Genomic DNA, 21,303 nt, shown 5'->3' with positions numbered 1-21,303 from the left:
GGGTGGCTCCCTCTCCTCGTACGGAGTCTGGCAGTGTGGCACGTATGTGCGGACGGTATGCAGCGAGTCGTGGGCCCGAGGATCTCGCAGGAATCTTTGAGATCGAGAAGTGGGAACCCGAGGAGACCCTGGAGCCCGATTACAACGTGGCCCCGACCAAGGAGGTCTACGCCGTCCTGGACCGTCCACTTAAGGACGTGGAGGATCCTCGGCCGGTTCGGCAGCTGCGGAAGCTGAAGTGGGGACTGGTGCCGAGCTGGTCCAAGACGCCCGAGGGCGGCGCCCGCATGATCAACGCCCGCGCGGAGACCGTGCACGAGAAGCCGTCCTACAAGAGGGCCTTCGCCACGCGCCGCTGCATCATCCCGGCCGACGGCTACTACGAGTGGGTCACCGGCACCCAGGAGCGCGACCTGGAGGTCGAGGGGAAGAAGAAGCGGCCGCGCAAGCAGCCCTACTTCGTGCTGCCCGCCGACGGCTCGGTCTTCGCGATGGCCGGCCTCTACGAGTTCTGGCGCGACAAGACCCTGCCCGACGACCACCCGGGGGCCTGGTGGGTCACCTGCTCGGTGATCACGACCGAGGCGGAGACGGGTCCGCTGGCCGTCTCCCCGGCCGACGGACCGCGCTCCCTCGCCGACATCCATCCCCGGATGCCGCTCATGCTCACCCCGGACCGCTGGGACACCTGGCTCGACCCGTCCCGCACGGACGTGGAGGACCTGCGCTCCCTGCTCGCGCCGCCGCCCGAGGGGCTCATGCGCGCGTACCCGGTCAGCACGGCCGTCAGCAACGTCCGCAACAACGGCCCGGAGCTGCTGAAGGAGCTCGACGGCCCCGAAGAGGGCACACTCTTCTGACGTGACCAAAGCGACCTCCGAAGAGACCTCCGAGATCATCGGCACCGACGCGGGGGACGCCCGCATCACCTGGCACCGGGCGAGCAGGGCACGGCTCGTCCTGGCGGTGAGCCACGGCGCGGGCGGCGGCATCGAGGCACGGGACCTCCAGGCTCTCGCCGCGGTCCTCCCGCGGCACGGAGTGACCGTCGCCCTCGTCGAACAGCCCTGGCGGGTGGCCGGCAAGAAGCTCGCGCCCGCGCCGAAGACGCTGGACGTGGGCTGGCGGGGCCTGTGGCCCGCCCTCGCGAAGCCGGGCCTGCCGGTGATCTCCGGCGGGCGCAGCGCGGGCGCCCGGGTCGCCTGCCGTACGGCCGTCGAGCTGGGCGCCCATGCCGTGCTCGCCCTCAGTTTCCCGCTGCACCCGCCGGGCAAGCCGGAGAAGTCCCGGGCGGACGAACTGCTCGGATCCGGGGTGCCCACCCTGGTCGTGCAGGGCGGCAACGACCCCTTCGGGAAGCCGGAGGAGTTCCCGGACGGCTCGTACGAGCTGGTCGAGGTCCCCTACGGCGATCACGGCTTCGCGGTGCCGAAGCGGGCGGAGCTCACCCAGGAGGAGACCGTGACGGTCATCACGGACGCGGTCGTGACGTGGGCCGGGTCACTGGGGTGAAGCCCCGGGAATGTTGAGCCGCGGACCTCTGTTGAGGCGGACAGAAGTGCTGAACACCCAGCACCGACCGTCGTGGAGAGGAAGTCCGCCGCATGGGTTCGACCTTCTGCCCGAGCCGTAGCAGCCGTGCTGACCTGGACTGGACGGTACTGCATGCGGCCAAGACCACCCCGATTCGAGGGGCGGCCGGGACGGGTAGTCGTCTATCCTCCAATTCCGGTGGCACCGGTTTCGTTGCTGCCAGGAATCTTGAGGAGGTGGGTCCGGTCACTGGGATCGACGCAGGGACCGACAACGGCCAGGCGGAGCAGCCCGAGGGCCAGGGCACGAGCACGGAGACCACCGCGGAGCGCACCGCGCGCTTCGAGAGGGACGCGCTCGAATTCCTCGACCAGATGTACTCGGCCGCTCTGCGTATGACACGCAATCCGGCCGACGCCGAGGACCTGGTGCAGGAGACGTACGCCAAGGCGTACGCGTCCTTCCACCAGTTCCGTGAGGGCACCAACCTCAAGGCGTGGCTGTACCGGATCCTCACGAACACCTTCATCAACTCGTACCGCAAGAAGCAGCGCGAACCCCAGCGCTCCGCGGCCGAGGAGATCGAGGACTGGCAGCTCGCCCGTGCCGAGTCGCACATGTCGACCGGTCTGCGCTCCGCCGAGTCGCAGGCGCTCGACCACCTGCCCGACTCGGACGTGAAGGAAGCGCTCCAGGCGATCCCCGAGGAATTCCGCATCGCCGTCTATCTCGCCGACGTAGAGGGCTTTGCGTACAAGGAGATCGCGGACATCATGGGGACACCCATCGGTACGGTGATGTCCCGCCTGCACCGCGGCCGCCGTCAACTGCGCGGCATGCTCGAGGACTACGCCCGTGAGCGCGGGCTCGTCCCGGCCGGTGCAGGGGAGTCGAACGAAGCGAAAGGCTCGGGCTCATGAGCTGCGGAGAGCCGCACGAGACGGACTGCTCTGAAGTCCTGGACCATCTCTACGAGTTCCTCGACAGTGAGATGCCGGACGTCGACCGCGCCAAGTTCAAGCAGCACTTCACGGAGTGCTCGCCGTGCCTGGAGAAGTACGGCCTGGAAGAGGCCGTGAAGAAGCTCGTCAAGCGCTGCTGCGGTCAGGACGACGTCCCGACCGACCTGCGCGCCAAGGTCCTGGGGCGGCTCGACCTGATCCGCTCCGGGCAGACGGTGCCCGAGCACGACGTGACCGCCGCGCCGGCGACGCCGCGGGAGTCCTGAGCGCCGCCGTCCGCCGTGCCGTACGGCCCGCGGAACGCCGCGGGATCAGATCTCCAGACCGCTCTCTATCCGCCTGAGGCCATGTCTGGCCAGCGCCAGATTGCTGCGGGACCGGTCCAGAGCGACGTAGAAGAAGAGCGCACCCTGGCTGCTCGTCAGTGGCCGGATCAGGTGGTACTGCTTGCCGAGCGTGATGAGGATGTCCTCGATCACGTCGTCCATGTCCAGTGAGGCCAGGGTGCGCATCTTGGCCCGCACCACCTCGGTGTTGCCCGCACCCGCGAGTTCCAGGTCAAGGCCCTGGCCGCCGCCGAGCGAGCCGAGCGTCATGCCGCTGTCATAGTCCACGATGGCGGCGCCGATCGCGCCGTCCAGGCTCATGGCTTCCTTGAGTGCGGTCTCGATGTTCACCGGTTTCCTCAATTCTTCCGTGCTGCTGACCGGTCGATGCTCGGACAACTACGATCGACAGCAAGCGACTCATGGGTCACTTAGCGCCAACTTTGGCGTGTGCGCCGAAACTTGTCGTTCAAAGTAGTGCGTGGTGTCTGACCGTGGAGGGCCAATGGGGGAAAACGCGACGGCGCTCCAGACCTCCCTCGACCGGCTGCTCGACTCGCCCGGAGTCACGGGCGTGGCCCTGATCGACGCGGTGACCGGACTGGTCTACGGCGCCGCGGGCGACATCGGCGAGGCAGGCGGCGGTGCGGAGAGCAGCGAACTCGCCGCCCTCATCGCACAGCGGCTCGGCGAGGCCGGGGCCGAGGGCGATCTGGAGAGCGTGGTCCTGACCAGCCGGCGCCGCCATCAGATGCTGTTCTCCGTCGTACGGCCCGCCGGTGACCCCCTGCTGCTCGCCGCCGGGCTGGACCGCGACCGGGCCAACGTGGCGCTCGCCCTGCGCAGCCTGGGCGACCGCGTCACCGAGGTGCTGGCGTGAAAGCGCCCGCCGCGCGGAACGTCCCCGCGCTCCTCCAGGCGCTGCGGGACGAGGAGTTCACCGGCACGGTCCGGGTCTCCGGCTCACCCGGCGGAACGATCCATCTCCGGAACGGCCTGGTCGGCGCGATCGAGACGCCCGGTGCGCCGACCGCCACCTCGGCCCTGCTCACCACGGGCCGTATCGACGACGAGGCCTGGCTCACCGCCTGCGCCACCGAACCGGACGCCGACCGGCTCGGCGCCCACCTGGTCACCGCCCGGCTGATCGGCGCCGCGGAACTGGAGGTCGTCTGCACGGCCGCGGTCCACGACGGCGCCTTCGCGATGTCCCTCGGGGCGCCGGGCGGCTGGGTCATGGGGGACCGCGAGCCGACGCTGGTCGCCTCGCCCGGGGTGGAGCCCCGGGTGCTCACCGACGAGGTCGCTCGCCGCGTGGGCCTGCTGGGGCGGGCGGGGGTGACGGCGGGCGAGCTGGCACGGTCGCGCCCCGAGGCGGTGGGGGACCCCGAGCGGAGGGGCGCCGCGGCACTCGAAGGACACCGGGGCGGGCCGTGGGTGCCGCCGCGGCTCCGGGAACTGCTCGACGCGGTCAACGGGCGCCGTACTCCCCGCGATCTCGCCTTCGCTCTCGGGCGGGGGCTGTACGCGGTCATGCTGGACCTCGACCGCCTGGAATCACAAGGCCTGATCCGCCGGGAGGCCAGGACCGCGCCGGGCGACCGGCCGAGCACCGCGCCCCGTGTCATCCCGGGCAACGCCGACGGGTCCACCCCCGCCGCCGGCCCCCTGCCCAGACGCAGACCGGGCGGCGGTACCCGTCCCGGCGAGCGCGGAGAGAAGGCCGACCGGTGAGCCCAGCAGGAGAAGAGCCCGCGAGAGGGCGGAGACCGAGCGCCGCGCGCACGGGGAAGTCCGCCGGGAGAGCCTCCGGACCGGAGGAGTCCGCCGGCTCCGGGAGAGCGGGGAGATCGGCCGAGGGCACGGATGCGGACGAGGGTGCGGGGACTGTGCCCGCGGATCCTGGTGCGGGGAGCGTGGCCTTAGGTCCGTCCAACCCCGGTGGGACGGACAGGACTTCGAGCGGAGACGGTTCTTCGGAAGCCGCGACGGCTCCGGCCGCCCGCAGACCCCCCGAAACCGCCGAGCCCGGATCTGAAACCGCCGAGCCCGGATCTGAAACCGCCGAGCCCGGATCTGAAACCGCCGAGCCCCCCGGATCCACCGCAACGTCGGCCACCGCCGAACCCCCAAGCGCCACCGGGACCTCGATCACCCCCGCTTCCCCCGGCCACCGCGACTCCCCGAAGCTCCCCTCCCCGGGCGCGTCCGCGCACCCACCCCTCCCCGTGCGCGGCGTTTCCCCCACCACTGCGCCTCCGTTCGCGTTTCCGGTCCCCTCGCCCGAGGAACTGGCCGCCGAACAACCCTCGATCGAAACACTGCGGCGCGTCCGTCAGCGGCTCGGGGCCCTTCCCGAGAACAGGAGCCCGACCGAGCCCCCCTCGGCGTCCGGACCAAGGAGCACGTGTCCATGACCGAAAACCCCTCGCCCCGGCCGGACGGCGAACCGCAGAACTCCGGTACCACTCTCACCGACATCCTCACCTCCCTGCGCGACCGCGTGATGGGCGTCAGCGAGAGCGTCCTGTCCACGGCGGACGGTCTGCTCGTCGTCGCCGACGTCGACTCCGTGCACCCCGAGTCCGTCGCCGCCCTCGCCGCCGCGACCCTGGGGGTCGGCCGCCGGATGGCCGACCAATGCGGTGCGGGACCGCTCCGCGAGGTGGTGGTGCGGGGCGGTACGGGACACGTCGTCGTGACCGCAGTCGGCGACCGCGCGCTGCTCACGCTCATCTGTGACGAAGGGCTCGACCTCGCCGCCCTGCAACGCGAGTCGCCCTCCGTCGTCGAGGAACTCGGCAAGGTGCTCGCCGCGGACGTCTCCCACTGACACGGGGACGCGGCCGCGCGGCCGCACACGGGAACACGCAGACGGGAACACGCAGACGGGAACACGCACGCGGGAACACGCACGCGACGGTCACCCGATCGGGCTAATCCTGGGGCGATATGCTCGCAGATTCGCCCATAGCGGCTCCCACGGCCCACCCCGCGTTCTAGGCTCCGGAGCCGTAGCAGGCGCGGCCCGGGGGAGGCGTTGGCGTGGAGGCGGTACCGGTGCGCGCGCGTGCGTACGTCGCCTGTGTCGCCGTCGCCGCACTGCTCTGTCTGCTGCCGCTGCCCGCCGTCCGCGCCCCATGGTGGGCGGTCCTCCTGCTCGCCGCGCTGTACGCGGGATGCGAGCAGGCCGCCGCCCGGTGGCGGTACGCCGGCACCTTCCATCCCGTGCTGCTCGCCGGTGCCTTTCTGCTGCCGCCCTCCGCCGCCGCCCTCGTGGCCCTGCCGGGGGCGCTGCTGTCCCCGGTCGGTCCGCGCCCCCGGTGGCTCAGGCGCCTGTGGCGGGGAGCGCAGCTCGCCGTGGGAGTGTGGGCGGCCGCGCGGGTGCACTGGGCGCTGGGCGGCCGGGACGCCGTCGCGGCCTCCGACTTCCCGTACGCGCTGGTCCCGGCCGGGGCCGCGGTGCTCGCCTTCTGCCTGGTGCTGAGCCTGCTGGACGGTGGCATCCTGGCGCTCGCCGACCGGATTCCGGTACGGCGGGCCTGGCGCGGTCTCTTCCTGCGCTCCCTCGCTCCCGTCGCCGTCCACGGCCTGGCCGGGCTGATGATGGCCGTGCTCTGGCGCAGTCCCTACGGCCCCGTCGCCGCGCTGCTCGTGCTGCTGCCGATGTGCGTGTCGTGGTGGGCGTTCGCGCAGTACCACCGGGAGCGGGCCGCGCACCAGGCCACCATCCGGGCCCTGGTGCAGGCCGTCGACATCAAGGACGAGTACACGCGCGGGCACAGCGAACGGGTCGGACAGGCGTCGATGATGATCGCGCGGGAGCTCGGCATGGACGACGCCCGGACCGAGGTGCTGCGGTTCGCCGGGATCCTGCACGACGTGGGCAAGCTCGGGGTGCCCACGCGGCTGCTCCGCAAGGACGGGCCGCTCACGCCCGAGGAGCGGCGGGTCATCGAACTGCATCCCGAGTACGGGCACGAGATGGTGCGCGGCATCTCCTTCCTCGGGGAGGCCCGGGCCGCCGTGCTCCACCACCATGAGCGGCTGGACGGCAGCGGATACCCGTACGGACTGAGGGGGGCCCAGATCCCGGAGTCCGCGCGGGTGGTGGCGGTCGCCGACGCCTTCGACGCCATGACCTCCACCCGGTCCTACAGCCGCGCCCGGCCGGTCGGCGCGGCGCTGGAGGAGCTGGAGCGGTGCGCGGGCAGCCAGTTCGACCCGCGCATGGTGACGGCACTCGTCAACGCCCTGACCCGGCACGGCTGGCATCCCGCGGTCACGGCCGACGAGACGGACGTGCCCCGGCCGCGGCCGGGGGTCGACGGGCGGCAGGGAGCACGCCGGTGAACGGCCGACAGATGTCGAAGACGTCCCGTCGGTGCTCCTGGCTCCGGGTCCTCGTCCACACCAGTGCCGTCCTCCTCGCGCTCGGCTGCCTCGCCTGTTCCCTCTGGGGCGGCCTGGAGGAGCGCGGGACCGCTCTCGCCTTCGGGGTGCTGATCGCCGTCGGCGAGCTCAACCGCCGCGGTGGGTCCCACGTCCGGGAGGCCGCGCCGCTCGGGGCCGCCGGGGCGCTGTCCTACGCGCTGCTCGGGGAGAACGCCGGCACGCCCACCCATCACGGCGCCGGCCAGGTCGTGACCGTGGTCCTCGCCGCCTCCCTCGTCGGCAGCGTGCCGCACGTCGGACGCGGCCAGGGTCCCACCACCGACCAGCTGGCCCGCCGGGTGCTCACCGTCGGGTTCGCCGCCGTGTGCTTCCAACCCCTCTACAACCAGGGGACGTTCGAGCACTGGGGCGGCCCCGCCTACGCCCTGCTCCTGCTCGCGCTGCTCTCCCTGACCGCGCTGTGCGACGCCGTGCTCGCCGCCGCGCTCGCGCACTCCCGCACCCGCTGGCCCTTCGCCCCGCTGCTCAGGGACGAGCTGCGGGCGCTGCTCGGCATCGGGTCGGCCGTCGTCGCCACCGGGGCCGTGATGGCGCTCGCGGTGGCCGTCGCGGGGCTGTGGGCGCTGCCCGTGTTCTCCGTGCCGCTGCTGCTCACCCAGCTCTCGGTCCGCCGGTACGCCGCCGTCCGGGCCACCAACCGGCAGACCATCGCCTCCCTCGCCCGCGCCACCGAGATCGCCGGCTACACCCCTGCCGGGCACGCACGCCGGGTCGCCGCGCTCTGCCGGGAGGTCGGCCGGGACCTCGGGCTCACCCGGCCCGAGCTGACCGTCCTGGAGTACGCGGCCCTGATGCACGACATCGGCCAGCTCAGCCTCGTCGACCCGGTGCCCGCGGGCGCCACCGCGTCGCTGCCCGTCGCCGAACAGCGCCGTATCGCCCTGCTCGGCGGGGCCGTCGTACGGCAGACGGGCGTGGACGCGGCCGTCGCGGTGGTCGTGGAGCGGCAGGCCGACCCCTGCCGGGAGCAGCCGACGGCGGCCCGGATCGTGCGGGCGGTGAACGCCTACGAGGAGAAGGCCCGGGACACCGGCCCCGGCGGCCCCCTGACCGCGCTCGAGGAGCTGCGCCTGGGCACCGCGGGGGACTACGCTCCGGAGGTCGTGGAGGCGCTGGCCAGAGTGCTGTCGAGAGACTGTCTGACCTCGCCCAGGACGGGGTAACCCATGGGTAATGAGCGCCCTTCCGACCACACGTGGTTGGATGCGAGAGAGAGGGTGTCCGGGGGCACAGCCAGCCCACTCGACGGAACTGGCAGGCGGGAATCGTGAGGATCTTCGGCAAGGGACGGCACCGGCCCTCCGCCTCCTGGCGGCAGGCCACGGACCGTGCGTTCACGCTGATCGGCGACGGCCGGTACGAGGACGCGGGCGCGCTGCTGACACGTGCCGCGGACCTGGAGCCGTGGCTGTCCGAGTCCTGGTTCAACCTTGCCCTGCTGCACAAGTTCCGGCACGACTGGGAGCAGGCGCGGGCCGCGGGCCTCAGGGCCGTCGCGCTGCTCGACCGGGAGGCAGGGGCGCCCGACTGGTGGAACGTCGGCATCGCCGCGACCGCCCTCCAGGACTGGCCGCTGGCCCGGCGGGCCTGGCAGGCGTACGGACTGCGGGTGCCGGGCGGCGCCACCGCTTCGGGCGAGCCGCTGGGGATGGACCTGGGCAGTGCCGCCGTACGGCTGTCCCCGGAGGGGGAGGCCGAGGTGGTCTGGGGGCGGCGGCTGGACCCCGCCCGCATCGAGGTGCTGTCGATCCCGCTGCCGTCCTCGGGGCGGCGCTGGGGCGAGGTCGTGCTGCACGACGGTGTGCCGCACGGCGAGCGGACGACCGCGTCCGGCCATGCCTACCCGGTGTTCGACGAGATCGAGCTGTGGGCGCCGTCGCCGGTGCCGACGTGGGTGGTGCTGCTGGAGGCGGCGACCGAGGCGGACCGGGACGCGCTGGAGCAGCTGGCCGCGGACGCGGGGTTCGCCGCCGAGGACTGGTCCTCTTCCGTGCGGTTGCTGTGTCGGATGTGTTCCGAGTCGCGGATGCCGTCCGACGAGGGCGACGGGGAGCATCTCGATCCGCACGATCACAGTGAGCCGGGGCATCCCGGGCCGTTGGGGCATCGGACGGACGGGCAGTTGTGGGTGCCGGAGCGGGAGTGCGGGGTGGCTGCGCCTGCCTCGCTGGTTCGGGGGCTGTTGGACGGGTGGGTAGCGGACAGCCCGGATTCTCGTGATTGGCGGGATTTGGAAGAGGTCTGTTAGGTCGGTGTTCGGCTGCGGGCCGGTGGGGGCCGGTCGCGCAGTTCCCCGCGCCCCTGCGGGGCGCGATCCCCGTACCCTGTATGCGCAGTCACCCCCTGTTCTTGTTTTTAGGAAGGCGATCCGTAGGTCATGGCCCAGCAGGACACCGATCAGCAGCACGCGGGCGTGCTCCCCGTCGACGATGACGGGTTCGTCGTCGACACCGAGGAGACCGAGGAGCGGGAGAACGCCTGGCGTGAGCGCGGCACCTCGCGGCCCATCACCGTCGTCGGGAACCCCGTGCTGCACAAGGAGTGCAAGGACGTCACCGAGTTCGGCGCGGAGCTGGACCAGCTGGTCGCGGACATGTTCGCCAGCCAGCGCACCGCCGAGGGCGTCGGCCTCGCCGCCAACCAGATCGGCGTCGACCTGAAGGTCTTCGTGTATGACTGCCAGGACGACGAGGGCAAGCGGCACGTCGGTGTCGTCTGCAACCCGAAGCTCGTCGACCTGCCCGCCGACCAGCGCCGGCTCGACGACAGCAACGAGGGCTGCCTCTCGGTGCCCACCGCGTACGCCCCGCTCGCCCGCCCCGACTACGCCGAGGTCACCGGGCAGGACGAGAAGGGCAACCCGATCAAGGTCCGCGGCACCGGCTACTTCGCCCGCTGCCTCCAGCACGAGACCGACCACCTGTACGGCTACCTCTACATCGACCGTCTCTCCAAGCGCGAACGCAAGGACGCGCTGCGGCAGATGGCGGAGAACGAGCCCCGCTACCCCGTGGTCGCGAACGACTGACGTCGTACAACGCCCTTCCGCACGGCGCCTGTTCAGGGAGCACCTCCCCGACAGGCGCCGTTCGCATGTGCGTCGCACGTTCGATCGGATGTGCTCATGCGGTGATCCGGTTCTGGTCACGCACGGGGAGAAATCGGCACCTGGGGGGTAGTGAACGAAGCAAATCCGTTCTCAAAACGGTCAGTTGTGGTGCTGAATGGGAAGTGCGGGGATACGCAACGGCGCACGCCCGGTTCAGCGGAGGGCGTGCGTCAACTGGCGGCTGGAAGGGGTTTGTTCGTGCCTGCTTTCCAACACAGCATCACGTCGTCGGCGCCGTCGCCGACGGCGATCGCGGTTCCACCGTCACTCTCTCTCCCGGTGATCGAGGCAGCGTTTCCCAGGCGACTGCATCCGTATTGGCCCAGGCTCCAGGAGAGGACCCGCACCTGGCTTCTGGAAAAGCGGCTGATGCCGCCGGACGCAGTCGCAGAATATGCCGACGGACTGTGCTACACGGACCTCATGGCGGGGTACTACCTCGAGGCCCCCGACGAGGTCCTCCAGGCGATAGCGGACTTCAGCGCCTGGTTCTTCGTCTGGGACGACCGGCACGACCGTGACATCGTCCACCATCGCCCGGCGGCCTGGCGGCGACTCCGGCGCCGGCTGCACTCGGCGCTCGACGCCCCGCGGAACCACCTGCACCATGAGGATCCGCTGGTCGCCGCCTTCGCCGACACCCTCACGCGGCTGTACTCGTTCCTGCCGCTGACGTGGAACACCCGGTTCGCCCGGCACTTCCACGCCGTGATCGAGGCCTACGACCGGGAATTCCGCAATCGTGTCGAGGGAGTCGTCCCCCCGGTCCAGGAGTATCTGGCGCTGCGCCGCCTGACGTTCGCCCACTGGATCTGGACGGACCTCCTGGAGGCCGCCGCCGGATGCGAACTCCCGGACCCGATAAGGAAACACTCCTCCTATCGGCGGGCCGCCCTGCTCAGTCAGGAATTCGCCGCCTGGTACAACGACCTGTGTTCGCTCCCCAAGGAAATCGCGGGCGACGAGGTGCACAATCTCGGAATCAGCCTCATCCAGCACGAGGGACTGACCCTCGAAGAGGCGATCCGGGAAATGCGGCGACTGGTCGACAAATGCGTGGACGCATTCCTGGTGGCCGAGGCGGACGCCCTTCAGTTCGCCCTCGGTCTGGACGACGGCACAGCGCGCGGAAAGGAACTCAGCGCGGCCGTGAGGACCTGCGTCCGCAATATGCGCAACTGGTTCAGCACCGTCTACTGGTTCCACCACGAGTCCGGCCGTTACCAGGTCGACAGCTGGGACGACCGGTCCACACCCCCGTACGTCAACAACGAAGCGGCAGGTGAGAAATGACCGTCGAATCCGTGAAACCCGACACCCCGGTGGTTCCCGAGCCGGGTGAGCCGCCCCTCGCCGGCGGCCGGGTGCCGCTCCTCGGGCACGGCCTGCGGCTCGCACGCGATCCGCTGACCTTCCTGTCCGGCCTGCGGGCGTACGGCGACGTCGTGCGCCTCCGGCTCGGCCCCAAGACGGTGTACGCGCCCACCACCCCCGAACTGACCGGAGCGGTGGCGCTCAACCCCGACTTCATCATCGCCGGGCCGCTCTGGGAGTCCCTGGAGGGGCTGGTCGGCAAGGAGGGGGTGGCCACCGCCAACGGCCCGCAGCACCGGCGTCAGCGGCGCACCATCCAGCCCGCGTTCCGGCTCGACGCGATACCGGCGTACGGGCCGATCATGGAGGAGGAGGCCGAGGCGCTGGCCGAGCGCTGGCGGCCCGGCGAGACGGTCGACGCCACCCTGGAGTCGTTCCGGGTCGCCGTGCGCATCGCGGCCCGGTGCCTGCTGCGCGGGGACTACATGGACGAGCGCGCCGAGCGGCTGTGCGTCGCGCTGACGACCGTCTTCCGGGGCATGTACCGGCGGATGGTGATACCGGCGGGGCCGCTGTACAAGCTGCCCCTTCCGGCCAACCTCGCATTCAACCGGGCGCTCGCCGATCTGCATCTCGTGGTCGACGAGATCATCGCCGAACGCCGGGCATCCGGTCAAAAGCCGGACGATTTGCTGACGGCATTGCTGGCGGCCAAGGATGCGAATGGCGATCCGATCGGCGAACAGGAGATCCACGACCAGGTCGTCGCGATACTCACCCCGGGCGGTGAAACCGTGGCGTCCACGATCATGTGGCTGCTTCAGGTACTCGCCGAACACCCGGAACACGCGGACAAGGTGTGCGCGGAAGTTGAATCCGTCACCGGTGGCCGTCCTGCGGCATTCGAGGACGTCCGGTCGCTCACGTACACGAACTATCTGGTGGTCGAGACCATGCGTTTGTGGCCCGCGGTTTGGATATTGACGCGGCGGGCGGTACGCGACACCGAACTCGGTGGCTATCGCATTCCGGCCGGGTCCGACATCGTCTACAGTCCCTACGCGATCCAGCGGGACGCGAAGTCCTTCGACGACAGTGCGGAGTTCGACCCGCTGCGCTGGAGTCCGGAGCGCGCCAAGGCGGTTCCCAAACACGCCATGAGTCCGTTCAGCACCGGCAACCGGAAGTGCCCCAGCGACCACTTCTCGATGGCGCAGCTGACGCTGCTCACGGCGGCCCTGGCCCGGAGGTACCGCTTCGAGCAGGTGCCGGGCTCGGACGACACCCCCCGCCCCGGCATCACCCTGCGGCCGAACCGGCTCCTGGTGCGGCCGGTGCCGAGGTGACGGCTCAGGCGACCGCCTCGGGGCCCTGGAAGGTGCGCCGGTAGGCGTTCGGGGTGGTGCCCACCGCCCGCAGGAACTGGTGGCGCAGCGCGGCCGCGGTGCCGAACCCCGTTCGGCCCGCGATCGCGTCCACCGTCTCGTCCGTCGCCTCCAGCAGCCGCTGGGCCAGCAGCACCCGCTGGCGCAGGATCCAGCGGTAGGGAGTCGTGCCCGTCTCCTGCTGGAAGCGGCGGGCGAAGGTGCGCGGGGACATGTGCGCGCGCTCGGCGAGCTGCTCCACGGTGACGTCCTCGTCGAGGTGGCCCTCCATCCAGACGAGGACCTCGCCGACGGTGTCGCACTTCGACCGGGGCAGCGGCCGCTCGATGTACTGGGCCTGGCCGCCGTCCCGGTGCGGCGGTACGACCATGCGCCGGGCGATCTTGTTGGCGATCTCGGGGCCCTGCTCGGTGCGCACGATGTGCAGACAGGCGTCGATGCCGGCGGCGGTCCCGGCGGAGGTGATCACCGGGCCCTCGTCGACGTACAGGACGTCCGGTTCGACCGTCAGCCGGGGATACGCGAGCGCCAGTTCCTCCGCGTGGTGCCAGTGCACGGTGCAGCGACGGCCGTCCAGCAGTCCCGCCGCGGCCAGCACGAAGACGCCGGAGCACACGCTCAGCACCCGGGCGCCGCGCTCGACCCCGCGCCGCAGGGCCTCCAGCAGCTCGGGCGGGAACTCCCGCGTCTCGTAGCAGGCGCCGGCCGGCACGGCGATCAGGTCGGCCGACTCCAGCCGCTCCAGACCGTGCTCCACGCCCAGCGAGAAGCCCGAGCGGGACTTCAGGGTGGGCCCCTCGGCCGAGGCCACCGCGAAGTCGTACACGGGCAGTCCGTCGTCGCTGCGGTCGGTGCCGAAGACCTCGCAGACGACTCCGAGCTCGAAGGGATTCACGCCGTCCAGGACTACGGCGGCCACGTTGGTCAGCATGCTGCCAGTGTGCCTCAGGGTTGGCAGTAAATCGAGGGTGTGCGGCAGTCCTGCCACTGTTTGTCAGGAGTCTACGGCGCGACAGTAGTGACATGACCTCAGCGCAGACAGAAGGACTGATCGGAATGCTGATTGTTCTCGGAATCCTCGCTCTGCTGGTGCTCCCGTCCGCGATCGGGATCGTCCACGACAAGCGCGTCGACCGTCAGATCAGGCAGGCCCGCGAGTTCCGGGCCGCACACGGGGCGACCCGTACGGTCTAGTCTCTCCTGATCAACAGGGGAGGAACATGAGACGCAGACTGTGGGCCGTGGCAGGCGGGGCGGCAGCCCTGACCCTGCTCACGGCCACCGGGGCCCACGCCGAGGGTGAGGGTGACATCAGGGTCACCAAGACCGTGGTGAACAAGGGCGGGAACGTCATCGTCGGTACGGCGCGGACGATCACGTTTCCGATCGCGGTCACCATCAAGGACGACTCGGGTGCCAAGAAGATCACGCACCTCAGCACGTTCAACCGCACCACGCCCTACGGCTTCTTCACCTGGAACGGCGACTCCTCCTGTGTGAGGAAGAGCTCGACGACCTCGGTGTGCACCGGCACGATGACGGTCGACCCCGTCTGGATCGCCGACAGCGACGACATCGACAGCAACCGGCTCGCCGGTGTCTGGTCGGTCGCCGCCACCGTCAAGGCCAACGACGGCGACTACTGGATCTACGACGACATCGCCCACTAAAAGGTCAAGCGCGCCGCGCAGCTCTCCACGGACGCGACCCCGGAACCCGTCGCCAAGGGTGCCCAGCTCACCGTCAGGGGCAAGCTGTCCCGGGCCAACTGGGAGGACCTGAAGTACCACGGCTACCCGGGCCAGTCGGTCAGGCTCCAGTTCCGCGCCGCCGGTGCCGCCCACTACCGCACGGTCAAGACCGTGACGACGGACAACGTGGGCCGGCTCAGCACCAAGGTGACCGCCACGCAGGCGGGCAGCTGGCGCTGGTACTTCCCCGGCACCACGACGACCTCGCTGAAGGCGTCGGCAGGGGACACGGTCACGCTCCAGTGATGACCACGGTGACCCACCACCCCTGAATCCCCTTGCAGGAGACCTTTCCGGTCTCGGTGGCGCACAGGGGCCGCGACGACGTCAGACGCACCTGTCCCGCCGAAACCGCCCGGTACGCGGCGTTCGCGTCGCCGGGCTGGAGGACGAAGCCGCTGTTGACGGGCTCCAGGCCGGTGCCCTCGGCGGTGACCGGGCTCCAGGGGCGGCTCTTCGTCCCGTCCAGGCTCAGCCGGACCGTGTCGCCCACGGCGAGACAGACCGTGGCGCCGCTGTCGGATGCGCCGAGCTCGGAGGCGGACGTACAGCGGGGTGACGACGAGGGTGACGGCGATGCGGACGACGAGGGCGGCGGCGACACGGTGTCGGCGCCACCCCCGTCGCTTCCTGCCTGGCTGCCGCATCCCGCCCCCGCCAGCAGGGTCAGTGCGGCGAGGGCGAGGGTCGTGCGGTGGGTCGTACGACGCATGGGGGACTCCTCTCCCTTCTGTGACGTACGACCCCCGCTCATGGATCCGTATCAGCTGGTCGTGACGGCGGTGTCGTCGATGACGAAGCTGGTCTGGAGCGAGGAGTCCTCGACCCCGCTGAACTTCAGCGTCACGGTCGAGCCGGCGTACGAGGAGAGGTCGAAGGACTTCTGGACGTAGCCGGAGGCCGCGTTGACGTTGGAGTAGGTGGCCAGGGTGGTGGAACCGGCGCTGACCGTCAGCTTGTCGTAGGCGGTGCTGCCGGTCTCCTTGGTGTCGATGTGCAGGTAGAAGGTGAAGGTCGCCTTGCAGCCGCTCGGGACGGTCACCGCCTGGGAGAGCGTGTCGGTGTGCGCGGAGCCGTAGCCGTCCAGCCAGGCGTAGTAGGAGCCGCTGTGCGCCGACTCGCCGGTGCCGTTGGTGATGACCCCGCTGGACGCGGACCAGGTGGTGCTGCCCGACTCGAAGCCCGCGTTGCCGAGCAGCTGGGACGAGGTGCAGGTGCCGCCGGTCGAGCCCACGGTCCAGGTGAAGGAGGCGGAGCCGGAGGCGCCGGTGGAGTCCTTCGCGGTGACGGTGACCTGGTAGGTGCCCGCGGTGGACGCCGTACCCGTGATCTTGCCGGTGGAGCCGGCGATCGACAGCCCGGTCGGCAGGCCGCTGGCGCTGTAGGTCAGGGTCGCGCCCGCGCTGTCGGTGGCGCTGATCTGGAGGCTGACCGTGCCGCCGGTCGTCGTCGACTGGCTGCCCGGGTTGGTGACGGTCACCGTGTTGCCGGTGCTGGTGCCGGCGGTGAAGGCGGTGGTGCCGTTGGGGGTGCCCCAGCCGGTCGGGCCGTCGTAGCCGGTGGTCGCGGTGCAGAAGTACGACGGGGAGCACGAGCCGTTGTTGCCGCTGGTGACGTCGTACAGGTTGCCGGTGTGGGAGTACGGGTACTTCGCCGGGTAGTCGCTGGAGCCCGGGGTGCCCGCGAGGGCGTAGACGCCGGCGATGATCGGGGCGGAGGCGCTGGTGCCGCCGTAGACGGCCCAGCCGGAGCCGCCGTAGGTGTCGTAGACCGCCACGCCGGTGGCCGGATCGGCGACCGCGGAGACGTCGGCCTCCATGCGCTTCGAGCAGCCCGTGTCGGTCTGCCAGTTCGGCTTCGGGTCGTACGCGGAGCAGCCGGAGCCGGTGCCCTCGGTGGAGCTGGTCTTCCAGACGGACTCGGTCCAGCCGCGGGAGTTGGAGGACGTCGACAGCGCGGTGCCGCCGACTGCCGTCACGTACTGGGACGTCGCCGGGTACTCGGCGCCGTAGGCGGAGTCGCCGGCGGAGACGGTGATCGCCACACCCGGGTGCTTGAAGTACGAGGTGTCCTCGCTGGTCTGGGACGAGGCCTCGGAGCCGCCCCAGCTGTTGGAGACGACCTTGGCGCCCAGGGACACCGCCTCGTTCTCGGCGATGCCGAGGTCGGTGTCGTTGGCCGAGTTGGCCTCCACGAGGGTGATGTTGCAGTTCGGGCAGACCGCGCTGACCATGTCGATGTCCAGCGCCTCCTCACCCGCCCAGCCCGTGTCGTTGGTGGGCAGCGAGGTGGTGGAGCCGGTCTGGCTGACCTGCTTGAAGCAGCCGTTGGCCTTGGTGCAGGCGGAGAGGCCGTACTGCGAGCGGTACGTGGCCAGGTCCGCCTCGGCGTTGGGGTCGTTGTAGGCGTCGACGACCGCAACCGTGAGGCCGGATCCGCCCGTTGAGGGCAGGTTGTACGCGCTGTGCAGGTTGGCCGGGCTGAGGCCGGAGGGGGCCGCGGCGGCCAGCGCGGTGGCGAGGCGCTGCTTGATGTCGGTACGGCGCTGGGCGAAGCAGGAGGCCTCGCCGGGGGCCGCGGTGGCGCACAGGTGGGTGGTCGGGACCTTCTGGCCGGCCTTGCCGGTGGTGTGGAAGGTCTGCCGGTCGGGGGAGGTGAGGGCCTTGCTGTTCTGGCTCACCCGGGAGGTGTGGGTGGTCGCCGGTGCCGCGTGCGCCGGTACGGCCGCGAATCCGGCGAGGCCGAGGGCGAGGGCGGGTATCGCTGCGGTCAGGAGTCTTCGCAGGCTCCGTCGGGGCATTTCGCGCATGGGGTACTGCCTCCATCGGTGGGGTTACAGGCAGGCCCGTGACGCGCGCAGCGGCGGCAGATCACGCAGTCATGAGCATGACGTGCCAGAAGCTAGCGGCGGGTGGGAAGGCGCGAGAAGAAGCCAGGGGAGATCTTTGCTGCCCCATAGCAGCCTCATGGACGGCCCATGGAAGCTCCATGGGCCGTCCACTGGTCGTTCCTTACTTTGCGGTCAGAAGTCCTCGTCGAGGTCGACGGTGCCCTCCACCGCGACCTGGTACGCCGACGGGCGGCGCTCGAAGAAGTTCGTCAGCTCCTGGACACCCTGCAACTCCATGAAGGAGAAAGGGTTCTCGGAGCCGTACACCGGCGCGAAACCGAGCCGCGTGAGCCGCTGGTCGGCGACGCACTCCAGGTACTGCCGCATCGACTCGGTGTTCATGCCGGGCAGCCCGTCGCCGCACAGGTCCCGGGCGAACTGGAGTTCCGCCTCCACGGCCTCCGCCAGCATGTCGGTGACCTGCTGGCGCAGCTCCTCGTCGAACAGCTCCGGCTCCTCCTTGCGGACGGTGTCGACCACGTCGAAGGCGAACGACATGTGCATGGTCTCGTCACGGAACACCCAGTTGGTGCCGGTGGCGAGGCCGTGCAGCAGACCCCGGCTGCGGAACCAGTAGACGTAGGCGAAGGCGCCGTAGAAGAAGAGGCCCTCGATGCACGCGGCGAAGCAGATCAGGTTGAGCAGGAAGCGGCGGCGGTCGGCCCGGGACTCCAGGCGCTCCAGCTTCTCCACCTCGTTGATCCACTTGAAGCAGAACTCGGCCTTCTCACGGATCGAGGGGATGTTCTCGACGGCGTCGAAGGCGGCCGCGCGGTCCTCGGGATCGGGGAGGTAGGTGTCGAGCAGCGTCAGGTAGAACTGCACGTGCACGGCCTCCTCGAAGAGCTGACGGCTCAGGTACAGCCGGGCCTCGGGGGAGTTGATGTGCTTGTACAGCGTCAGCACCAGGTTGTTCGCGACGATCGAGTCGCCCGTCGCGAAGAACGCCACCAGCCGGCCGATGAGGTGCTGCTCGGCGGGGCTGAGCTTCGCCAGGTCGGCCACGTCCGAGTGGAGGTCGACCTCCTCGACGGTCCAGGTGTTCTTGATGGCGTCCCGGTAGCGCTCGTAGAAGTCCGGGTAGCGCATGGGCCGGAGGGTCAGCTCGAAGCCCGGGTCGAGAAGGTTCTTGGCTTCGGTGGTCATTACTGGCATGCCTCGCAGGACTCGGGGTTTTCCAGGGAGCAGGCGACGGCGTCTTCCGGGGCCGCCTGCTGGACGGGGACGGTGGCCTGAGCCGCGCGGGCGATACGGGTCGCCGGGCGCGAGCGCAGGTAGTACGTCGTCTTCAGCCCGGACTTCCAGGCGTACGCGTACATCGAGGAGAGCTTGCCGATGGTCGGCGTCTCCAGGAACAGGTTCAGGGACTGCGACTGGTCGAGGAACGGGGTCCGGGCCGCCGCCATGTCGATCAGGGAGCGCTGCGGGATCTCCCACGCCGTGCGGTACAGCGCCCGTACGTCCGCCGGGACCCACGCGAAGTCCTGCACCGAGCCGTTCGCGTCGCGCAGTGCCTCACGGGTGCGCGCGTCCCACACGCCCAGCGCCTTGAGGTCGTTCACCAGGTACGAGTTGACCTGGAGGAACTCCCCGGACAGTGTCTCGCGCTTGAACAGGTTGGACACCTGCGGCTCGATGCACTCGTACACCCCCGCGATCGAGGCGATGGTCGCGGTGGGCGCGATGGCCAGCAGCAGGCTGTTGCGCAGCCCGGTGCCGGCCATGCGCTCGCGCAGGGCGGCCCAGCGCTCGGGCCAGTTGAGCTCCGTGGCGTAGTGGTCCGGGTGCAGCACACCCTGCGCGGTACGGGTCTTCTCCCAGGCCGGCAGCGGGCCGCTGCGCTCGGCGAGGTCGGCGGAGGCCTCGTAGGCGGCGAGCATGATGCGCTCGGCGATCCGGGTGGACAGGGCCTGCGCCTCCGGGGAGCCGAAGGGCAGGCGCAGCTTGAAGAAGACGTCCTGGAGGCCCATCGCGCCGAGGCCGACGGGACGCCACTTGGCGTTGGACCGCCCGGCCTGCTCGGTCGGGTAGAAGTTGATGTCGACGACCCGGTCGAGGAAGGTCACGGCGGTGCGGACGGTGGCGTCCAGCCGCTCCCAGTCGATGTCGCCGGTCCTGGTGTCGACGAACGCGCCCAGGTTCACCGACCCCAGGTTGCAGACCGCGGTCTCGCCGTCGTCCGTGACCTCCAGGATCTCCGTGCAGAGGTTGGAGGAGTGGACCGTGTGACCCGGCAGGGCCGTCTGGTTGGCCGTGCGGTTGGCGGCGTCCTTGAAGGTCATCCAGCCGTTGCCGGTCTGCGCGAGGGTGCGCATCATGCGGCCGTAGAGGTCACGGGCCGGGATGGTCCGCTTCGCGAGCCCCTTCTGCTCGGCCGCGCGGTACGCGGCGTCGAACTCCTCGCCCCACAGGTCGACCAGTTCGGGCACGTCGGCGGGGGAGAAGAGGGACCATTCGGCGTCCGCGTTCACCCGGCGCATGAACTCGTCCGGGATCCAGTGCGCGAGGTTCAGGTTGTGCGTACGGCGGGCGTCCTCACCGGTGTTGTCCCTGAGCTCCAGGAACTCCTCGATGTCGGAGTGCCAGGTCTCCAGGTAGACCGCGGCCGCGCCCTTGCGCCGGCCGCCCTGGTTCACGGCTGCGACACTCGCGTCCAGCGTCTTCAGGAACGGGACGATGCCGTTGGAGTGCCCGTTGGTGCCACGGATCAGCGAACCGCGGCTGCGGACGCGGGAGTACGCGATGCCGATGCCGCCGGCGTGCTTCGAGAGCCGGGCCACCTGGTGGTAGCGGTCGTAGATGGAGTCGAGCTCGTCCTTCGGGGAGTCGAGGAGGTAGCAGGACGACATCTGGGGGTGCCGGGTGCCGGAGTTGAAGAGGGTGGGGGAGGAGGGGAGGTAGTCGAGGCGGCTCATGAGCCCGTAGAGCGCGGCGACTTCGTCCAGAGCCCTGACGGTGTCGTCCTCGGCGAGCCCGGACGCCACCCGGAGCATGAAGTGCTGGGGGGTCTCGATGACCTTGCGGGTGATCGGGTGCCGCAGCAGGTAGCGGCTGTGGAGGGTGCGCAGCCCGAAGTAGCCGAAGCGGTCGTCGGCCTCGGTGTCGATGAGCGCGTCCAGCCGCTCCGCGTGCACCCGTACGAACTCGGCCGTACGGTCGGCGATCAGGCCCTCGCGGTGGCCGACCGCGACCGAGCCGGTGAACGAGGTGACGCCCTGGGAGGCGGCCTCCGCGGCGACGGAGATCGTCAGCAGCCGGGCGGCGAGCCTGCTGTACGCCGGGTCCTCGGAGATGAGCCCGGCGGCGGCCTCGGTGGCCAGCTCGCGCAGCTCCGACTCGTCGGCCCGCGCGGACCGGCCGCGGAGCGCGGCGGCGGCGACCCGGCCGGGGTCGGCGTCGGGCAGGTCGGCGGTCAGCTCGGCCAGGGTCCGCAGCAACGCGGCTCCGGGGCCGTCGTTCTCCTGCTCGGTCCGCTGCGCGGTCCGCTCGATCGCCGCTGAGGCCGGATCGGCTGGCGCGATGGTCACGTGGGGCTCTCCCTCGCTGGCACGGGGCCTTGCGGAGGGCAGGGGGCAGCA

Annotated in this window: 20 protein-coding genes and 1 pseudogene; 15 read left to right on the top strand and 6 right to left on the bottom strand. The window is 70.6% G+C overall.

Going from position 1 to position 21,303, the window contains the following annotated elements; translation table 11 throughout:
• The first annotated feature begins 44 nt into the window (after nt 1-44).
• From IF54_RS0120075 to rsrA, 4 genes are all read left to right on the top strand, one after another.
• Nucleotides 45-860 carry an SOS response-associated peptidase gene (locus IF54_RS0120075; protein ID WP_078852044.1) on the top strand — a complete coding sequence of 272 codons (816 nt, stop codon included), beginning with the start codon at nt 45-47 and terminating at the stop codon, nt 858-860.
• Nucleotide 861: 1 nt separating this feature from the next.
• Nucleotides 862-1,512 (top strand): alpha/beta family hydrolase, encoded by a 651-nt coding sequence (locus tag IF54_RS0120070; protein ID WP_030320548.1) that lies wholly within the window; start codon nt 862-864, stop codon nt 1,510-1,512.
• Between the two features lie 257 nt (nt 1,513-1,769).
• Nucleotides 1,770-2,453, top strand: coding sequence for an RNA polymerase sigma factor SigR (gene sigR / locus IF54_RS0120065; RefSeq protein ID WP_020136688.1), 684 nt, complete (start codon nt 1,770-1,772; stop codon nt 2,451-2,453).
• The gene (gene rsrA, locus IF54_RS0120060; protein WP_030320546.1) at nt 2,450-2,761 is read left to right on the top strand and encodes a mycothiol system anti-sigma-R factor; all 312 of its coding nucleotides are present in this window, start codon (nt 2,450-2,452) and stop codon (nt 2,759-2,761) included. The genes sigR and rsrA overlap by 4 nt, the downstream gene beginning before the upstream one ends.
• A gap of 45 nt (nt 2,762-2,806) precedes the next feature.
• Here rsrA and IF54_RS0120055 read toward each other — a convergent pair whose 3' ends face one another.
• Nucleotides 2,807-3,172: a hypothetical protein gene (locus IF54_RS0120055; protein ID WP_030320543.1), complete on the bottom strand. Its 366-nt coding sequence runs from the start codon at nt 3,170-3,172 to the stop codon at nt 2,807-2,809.
• 154 nt (nt 3,173-3,326) lie between these two features.
• On the opposite strand from IF54_RS0120055, the gene IF54_RS0120050 reads away from it, so the two are divergent.
• The 9 genes from IF54_RS0120050 to IF54_RS0120010 all read left to right on the top strand — a co-directional run bounded on the left by IF54_RS0120050 (nt 3,327) and on the right by IF54_RS0120010 (nt 13,045).
• The gene (locus tag IF54_RS0120050; RefSeq protein ID WP_030320542.1) at nt 3,327-3,701 is read left to right on the top strand and encodes a hypothetical protein; all 375 of its coding nucleotides are present in this window, start codon (nt 3,327-3,329) and stop codon (nt 3,699-3,701) included.
• Nucleotides 3,698-4,555 (top strand): hypothetical protein, encoded by an 858-nt coding sequence (locus IF54_RS0120045; protein ID WP_030320540.1) that lies wholly within the window; start codon nt 3,698-3,700, stop codon nt 4,553-4,555. The genes IF54_RS0120050 and IF54_RS0120045 overlap by 4 nt, the downstream gene beginning before the upstream one ends.
• 679 nt (nt 4,556-5,234) lie before the next feature.
• Nucleotides 5,235-5,654 (top strand): roadblock/LC7 domain-containing protein, encoded by a 420-nt coding sequence (locus IF54_RS0120040; RefSeq protein ID WP_030320538.1) that lies wholly within the window; start codon nt 5,235-5,237, stop codon nt 5,652-5,654.
• A gap of 212 nt (nt 5,655-5,866) precedes the next feature.
• A complete protein-coding gene (locus IF54_RS0120035; RefSeq protein WP_030320535.1) occupies nt 5,867-7,174 on the top strand; it encodes an HD-GYP domain-containing protein in 1,308 nt (435 codons plus the stop codon).
• Nucleotides 7,175-7,185: 11 nt separating this feature from the next.
• Complete coding sequence (locus IF54_RS0120030) at nt 7,186-8,439, top strand: HD-GYP domain-containing protein (RefSeq protein WP_030320532.1); 1,254 nt, start codon at nt 7,186-7,188, stop codon at nt 8,437-8,439.
• A gap of 104 nt (nt 8,440-8,543) precedes the next feature.
• The gene (locus tag IF54_RS0120025) at nt 8,544-9,524 is read left to right on the top strand and encodes a tetratricopeptide repeat protein (protein WP_020136680.1); all 981 of its coding nucleotides are present in this window, start codon (nt 8,544-8,546) and stop codon (nt 9,522-9,524) included.
• A 129-nt stretch (nt 9,525-9,653) separates the two neighbouring features.
• On the top strand, nt 9,654-10,304 hold the full coding sequence (def, locus tag IF54_RS0120020) for a peptide deformylase (RefSeq protein WP_030320529.1): 651 nt from the start codon (nt 9,654-9,656) through the stop codon (nt 10,302-10,304).
• A 279-nt stretch (nt 10,305-10,583) separates the two neighbouring features.
• Entirely contained in the window at nt 10,584-11,678 is a 1,095-nt protein-coding gene (cyc1, locus tag IF54_RS0120015; protein WP_199821226.1) for an epi-isozizaene synthase, read from the top strand.
• A complete protein-coding gene (locus tag IF54_RS0120010; protein WP_030320518.1) occupies nt 11,675-13,045 on the top strand; it encodes a cytochrome P450 in 1,371 nt (456 codons plus the stop codon). Before cyc1 ends, IF54_RS0120010 begins: the two co-directional genes overlap by 4 nt.
• A gap of 4 nt (nt 13,046-13,049) precedes the next feature.
• On the opposite strand, the gene IF54_RS0120005 is transcribed toward IF54_RS0120010, so the two are convergent.
• Nucleotides 13,050-14,015, bottom strand: a complete 966-nt coding sequence (locus tag IF54_RS0120005) for a GlxA family transcriptional regulator (RefSeq protein ID WP_030320515.1) — start codon at nt 14,013-14,015, stop codon at nt 13,050-13,052.
• 125 nt (nt 14,016-14,140) lie between these two features.
• Here IF54_RS0120005 and IF54_RS43035 point away from each other — a divergent pair, with 125 nt between their 5' ends.
• On the top strand, nt 14,141-14,278 hold the full coding sequence (locus IF54_RS43035) for a hypothetical protein (RefSeq protein WP_199821225.1): 138 nt from the start codon (nt 14,141-14,143) through the stop codon (nt 14,276-14,278).
• Between the two features lie 47 nt (nt 14,279-14,325).
• Nucleotides 14,326-15,081: pseudogene (locus tag IF54_RS39680) on the top strand (hypothetical protein).
• Here the strand turns inward: IF54_RS39680 and IF54_RS0119990 are convergent.
• The 4 genes from IF54_RS0119990 to IF54_RS0119975 all read right to left on the bottom strand — a co-directional run bounded on the left by IF54_RS0119990 (nt 15,068) and on the right by IF54_RS0119975 (nt 21,252).
• The gene (locus IF54_RS0119990) at nt 15,068-15,547 is read right to left on the bottom strand and encodes a hypothetical protein (RefSeq protein WP_030320513.1); all 480 of its coding nucleotides are present in this window, start codon (nt 15,545-15,547) and stop codon (nt 15,068-15,070) included. The pseudogene IF54_RS39680 and the gene IF54_RS0119990 overlap by 14 nt on opposite strands.
• Nucleotides 15,548-15,598: 51 nt before the next feature.
• A complete protein-coding gene (locus IF54_RS0119985) occupies nt 15,599-17,644 on the bottom strand; it encodes a putative Ig domain-containing protein (RefSeq protein ID WP_030320512.1) in 2,046 nt (681 codons plus the stop codon).
• 213 nt (nt 17,645-17,857) lie between these two features.
• The gene (locus tag IF54_RS0119980) at nt 17,858-18,871 is read right to left on the bottom strand and encodes a ribonucleotide-diphosphate reductase subunit beta (protein ID WP_030320511.1); all 1,014 of its coding nucleotides are present in this window, start codon (nt 18,869-18,871) and stop codon (nt 17,858-17,860) included.
• On the bottom strand, nt 18,871-21,252 hold the full coding sequence (locus IF54_RS0119975) for a ribonucleoside-diphosphate reductase subunit alpha (RefSeq protein WP_030320510.1): 2,382 nt from the start codon (nt 21,250-21,252) through the stop codon (nt 18,871-18,873). The genes IF54_RS0119980 and IF54_RS0119975 overlap by 1 nt, the downstream gene beginning before the upstream one ends.
• Between the last annotated feature and the right edge of the window lie 51 nt (nt 21,253-21,303).

Source organism: Streptomyces sp. NRRL B-3229 (assembly GCF_000719505.1).
Lineage (GTDB): Bacteria > Actinomycetota > Actinomycetes > Streptomycetales > Streptomycetaceae > Streptomyces > Streptomyces griseorubiginosus.
The sequence above is the reverse complement of the archived record's forward strand: the minus strand, read 5'-3'. Positions and strand labels throughout refer to the sequence as shown.

What these genes read in the sequence shown, in the direction of transcription:
- IF54_RS0120075 (WP_078852044.1), top strand. Translation starts at nt 45, where the DNA reads ATGTGCGGACGGTATGCAGCGAGTCGTGGGCCCGAGGATCTCGCAGGA.
- rsrA (WP_030320546.1), top strand. Translation starts at nt 2,450, where the DNA reads ATGAGCTGCGGAGAGCCGCACGAGACGGACTGCTCTGAAGTCCTGGAC.
- IF54_RS0120050 (WP_030320542.1), top strand. Translation starts at nt 3,327, where the DNA reads ATGGGGGAAAACGCGACGGCGCTCCAGACCTCCCTCGACCGGCTGCTC.
- IF54_RS0120040 (WP_030320538.1), top strand. Translation starts at nt 5,235, where the DNA reads ATGACCGAAAACCCCTCGCCCCGGCCGGACGGCGAACCGCAGAACTCC.
- IF54_RS0120030 (WP_030320532.1), top strand. Translation starts at nt 7,186, where the DNA reads ATGTCGAAGACGTCCCGTCGGTGCTCCTGGCTCCGGGTCCTCGTCCAC.
- def (WP_030320529.1), top strand. Translation starts at nt 9,654, where the DNA reads ATGGCCCAGCAGGACACCGATCAGCAGCACGCGGGCGTGCTCCCCGTC.
- IF54_RS0120010 (WP_030320518.1), top strand. Translation starts at nt 11,675, where the DNA reads ATGACCGTCGAATCCGTGAAACCCGACACCCCGGTGGTTCCCGAGCCG.
- IF54_RS0120005 (WP_030320515.1), bottom strand. Translation starts at nt 14,015, where the DNA reads ATGCTGACCAACGTGGCCGCCGTAGTCCTGGACGGCGTGAATCCCTTC.
- IF54_RS43035 (WP_199821225.1), top strand. Translation starts at nt 14,141, where the DNA reads ATGCTGATTGTTCTCGGAATCCTCGCTCTGCTGGTGCTCCCGTCCGCG.
- IF54_RS0119990 (WP_030320513.1), bottom strand. Translation starts at nt 15,547, where the DNA reads ATGCGTCGTACGACCCACCGCACGACCCTCGCCCTCGCCGCACTGACC.
- IF54_RS0119985 (WP_030320512.1), bottom strand. Translation starts at nt 17,644, where the DNA reads ATGCGCGAAATGCCCCGACGGAGCCTGCGAAGACTCCTGACCGCAGCG.
- IF54_RS0119980 (WP_030320511.1), bottom strand. Translation starts at nt 18,871, where the DNA reads ATGACCACCGAAGCCAAGAACCTTCTCGACCCGGGCTTCGAGCTGACC.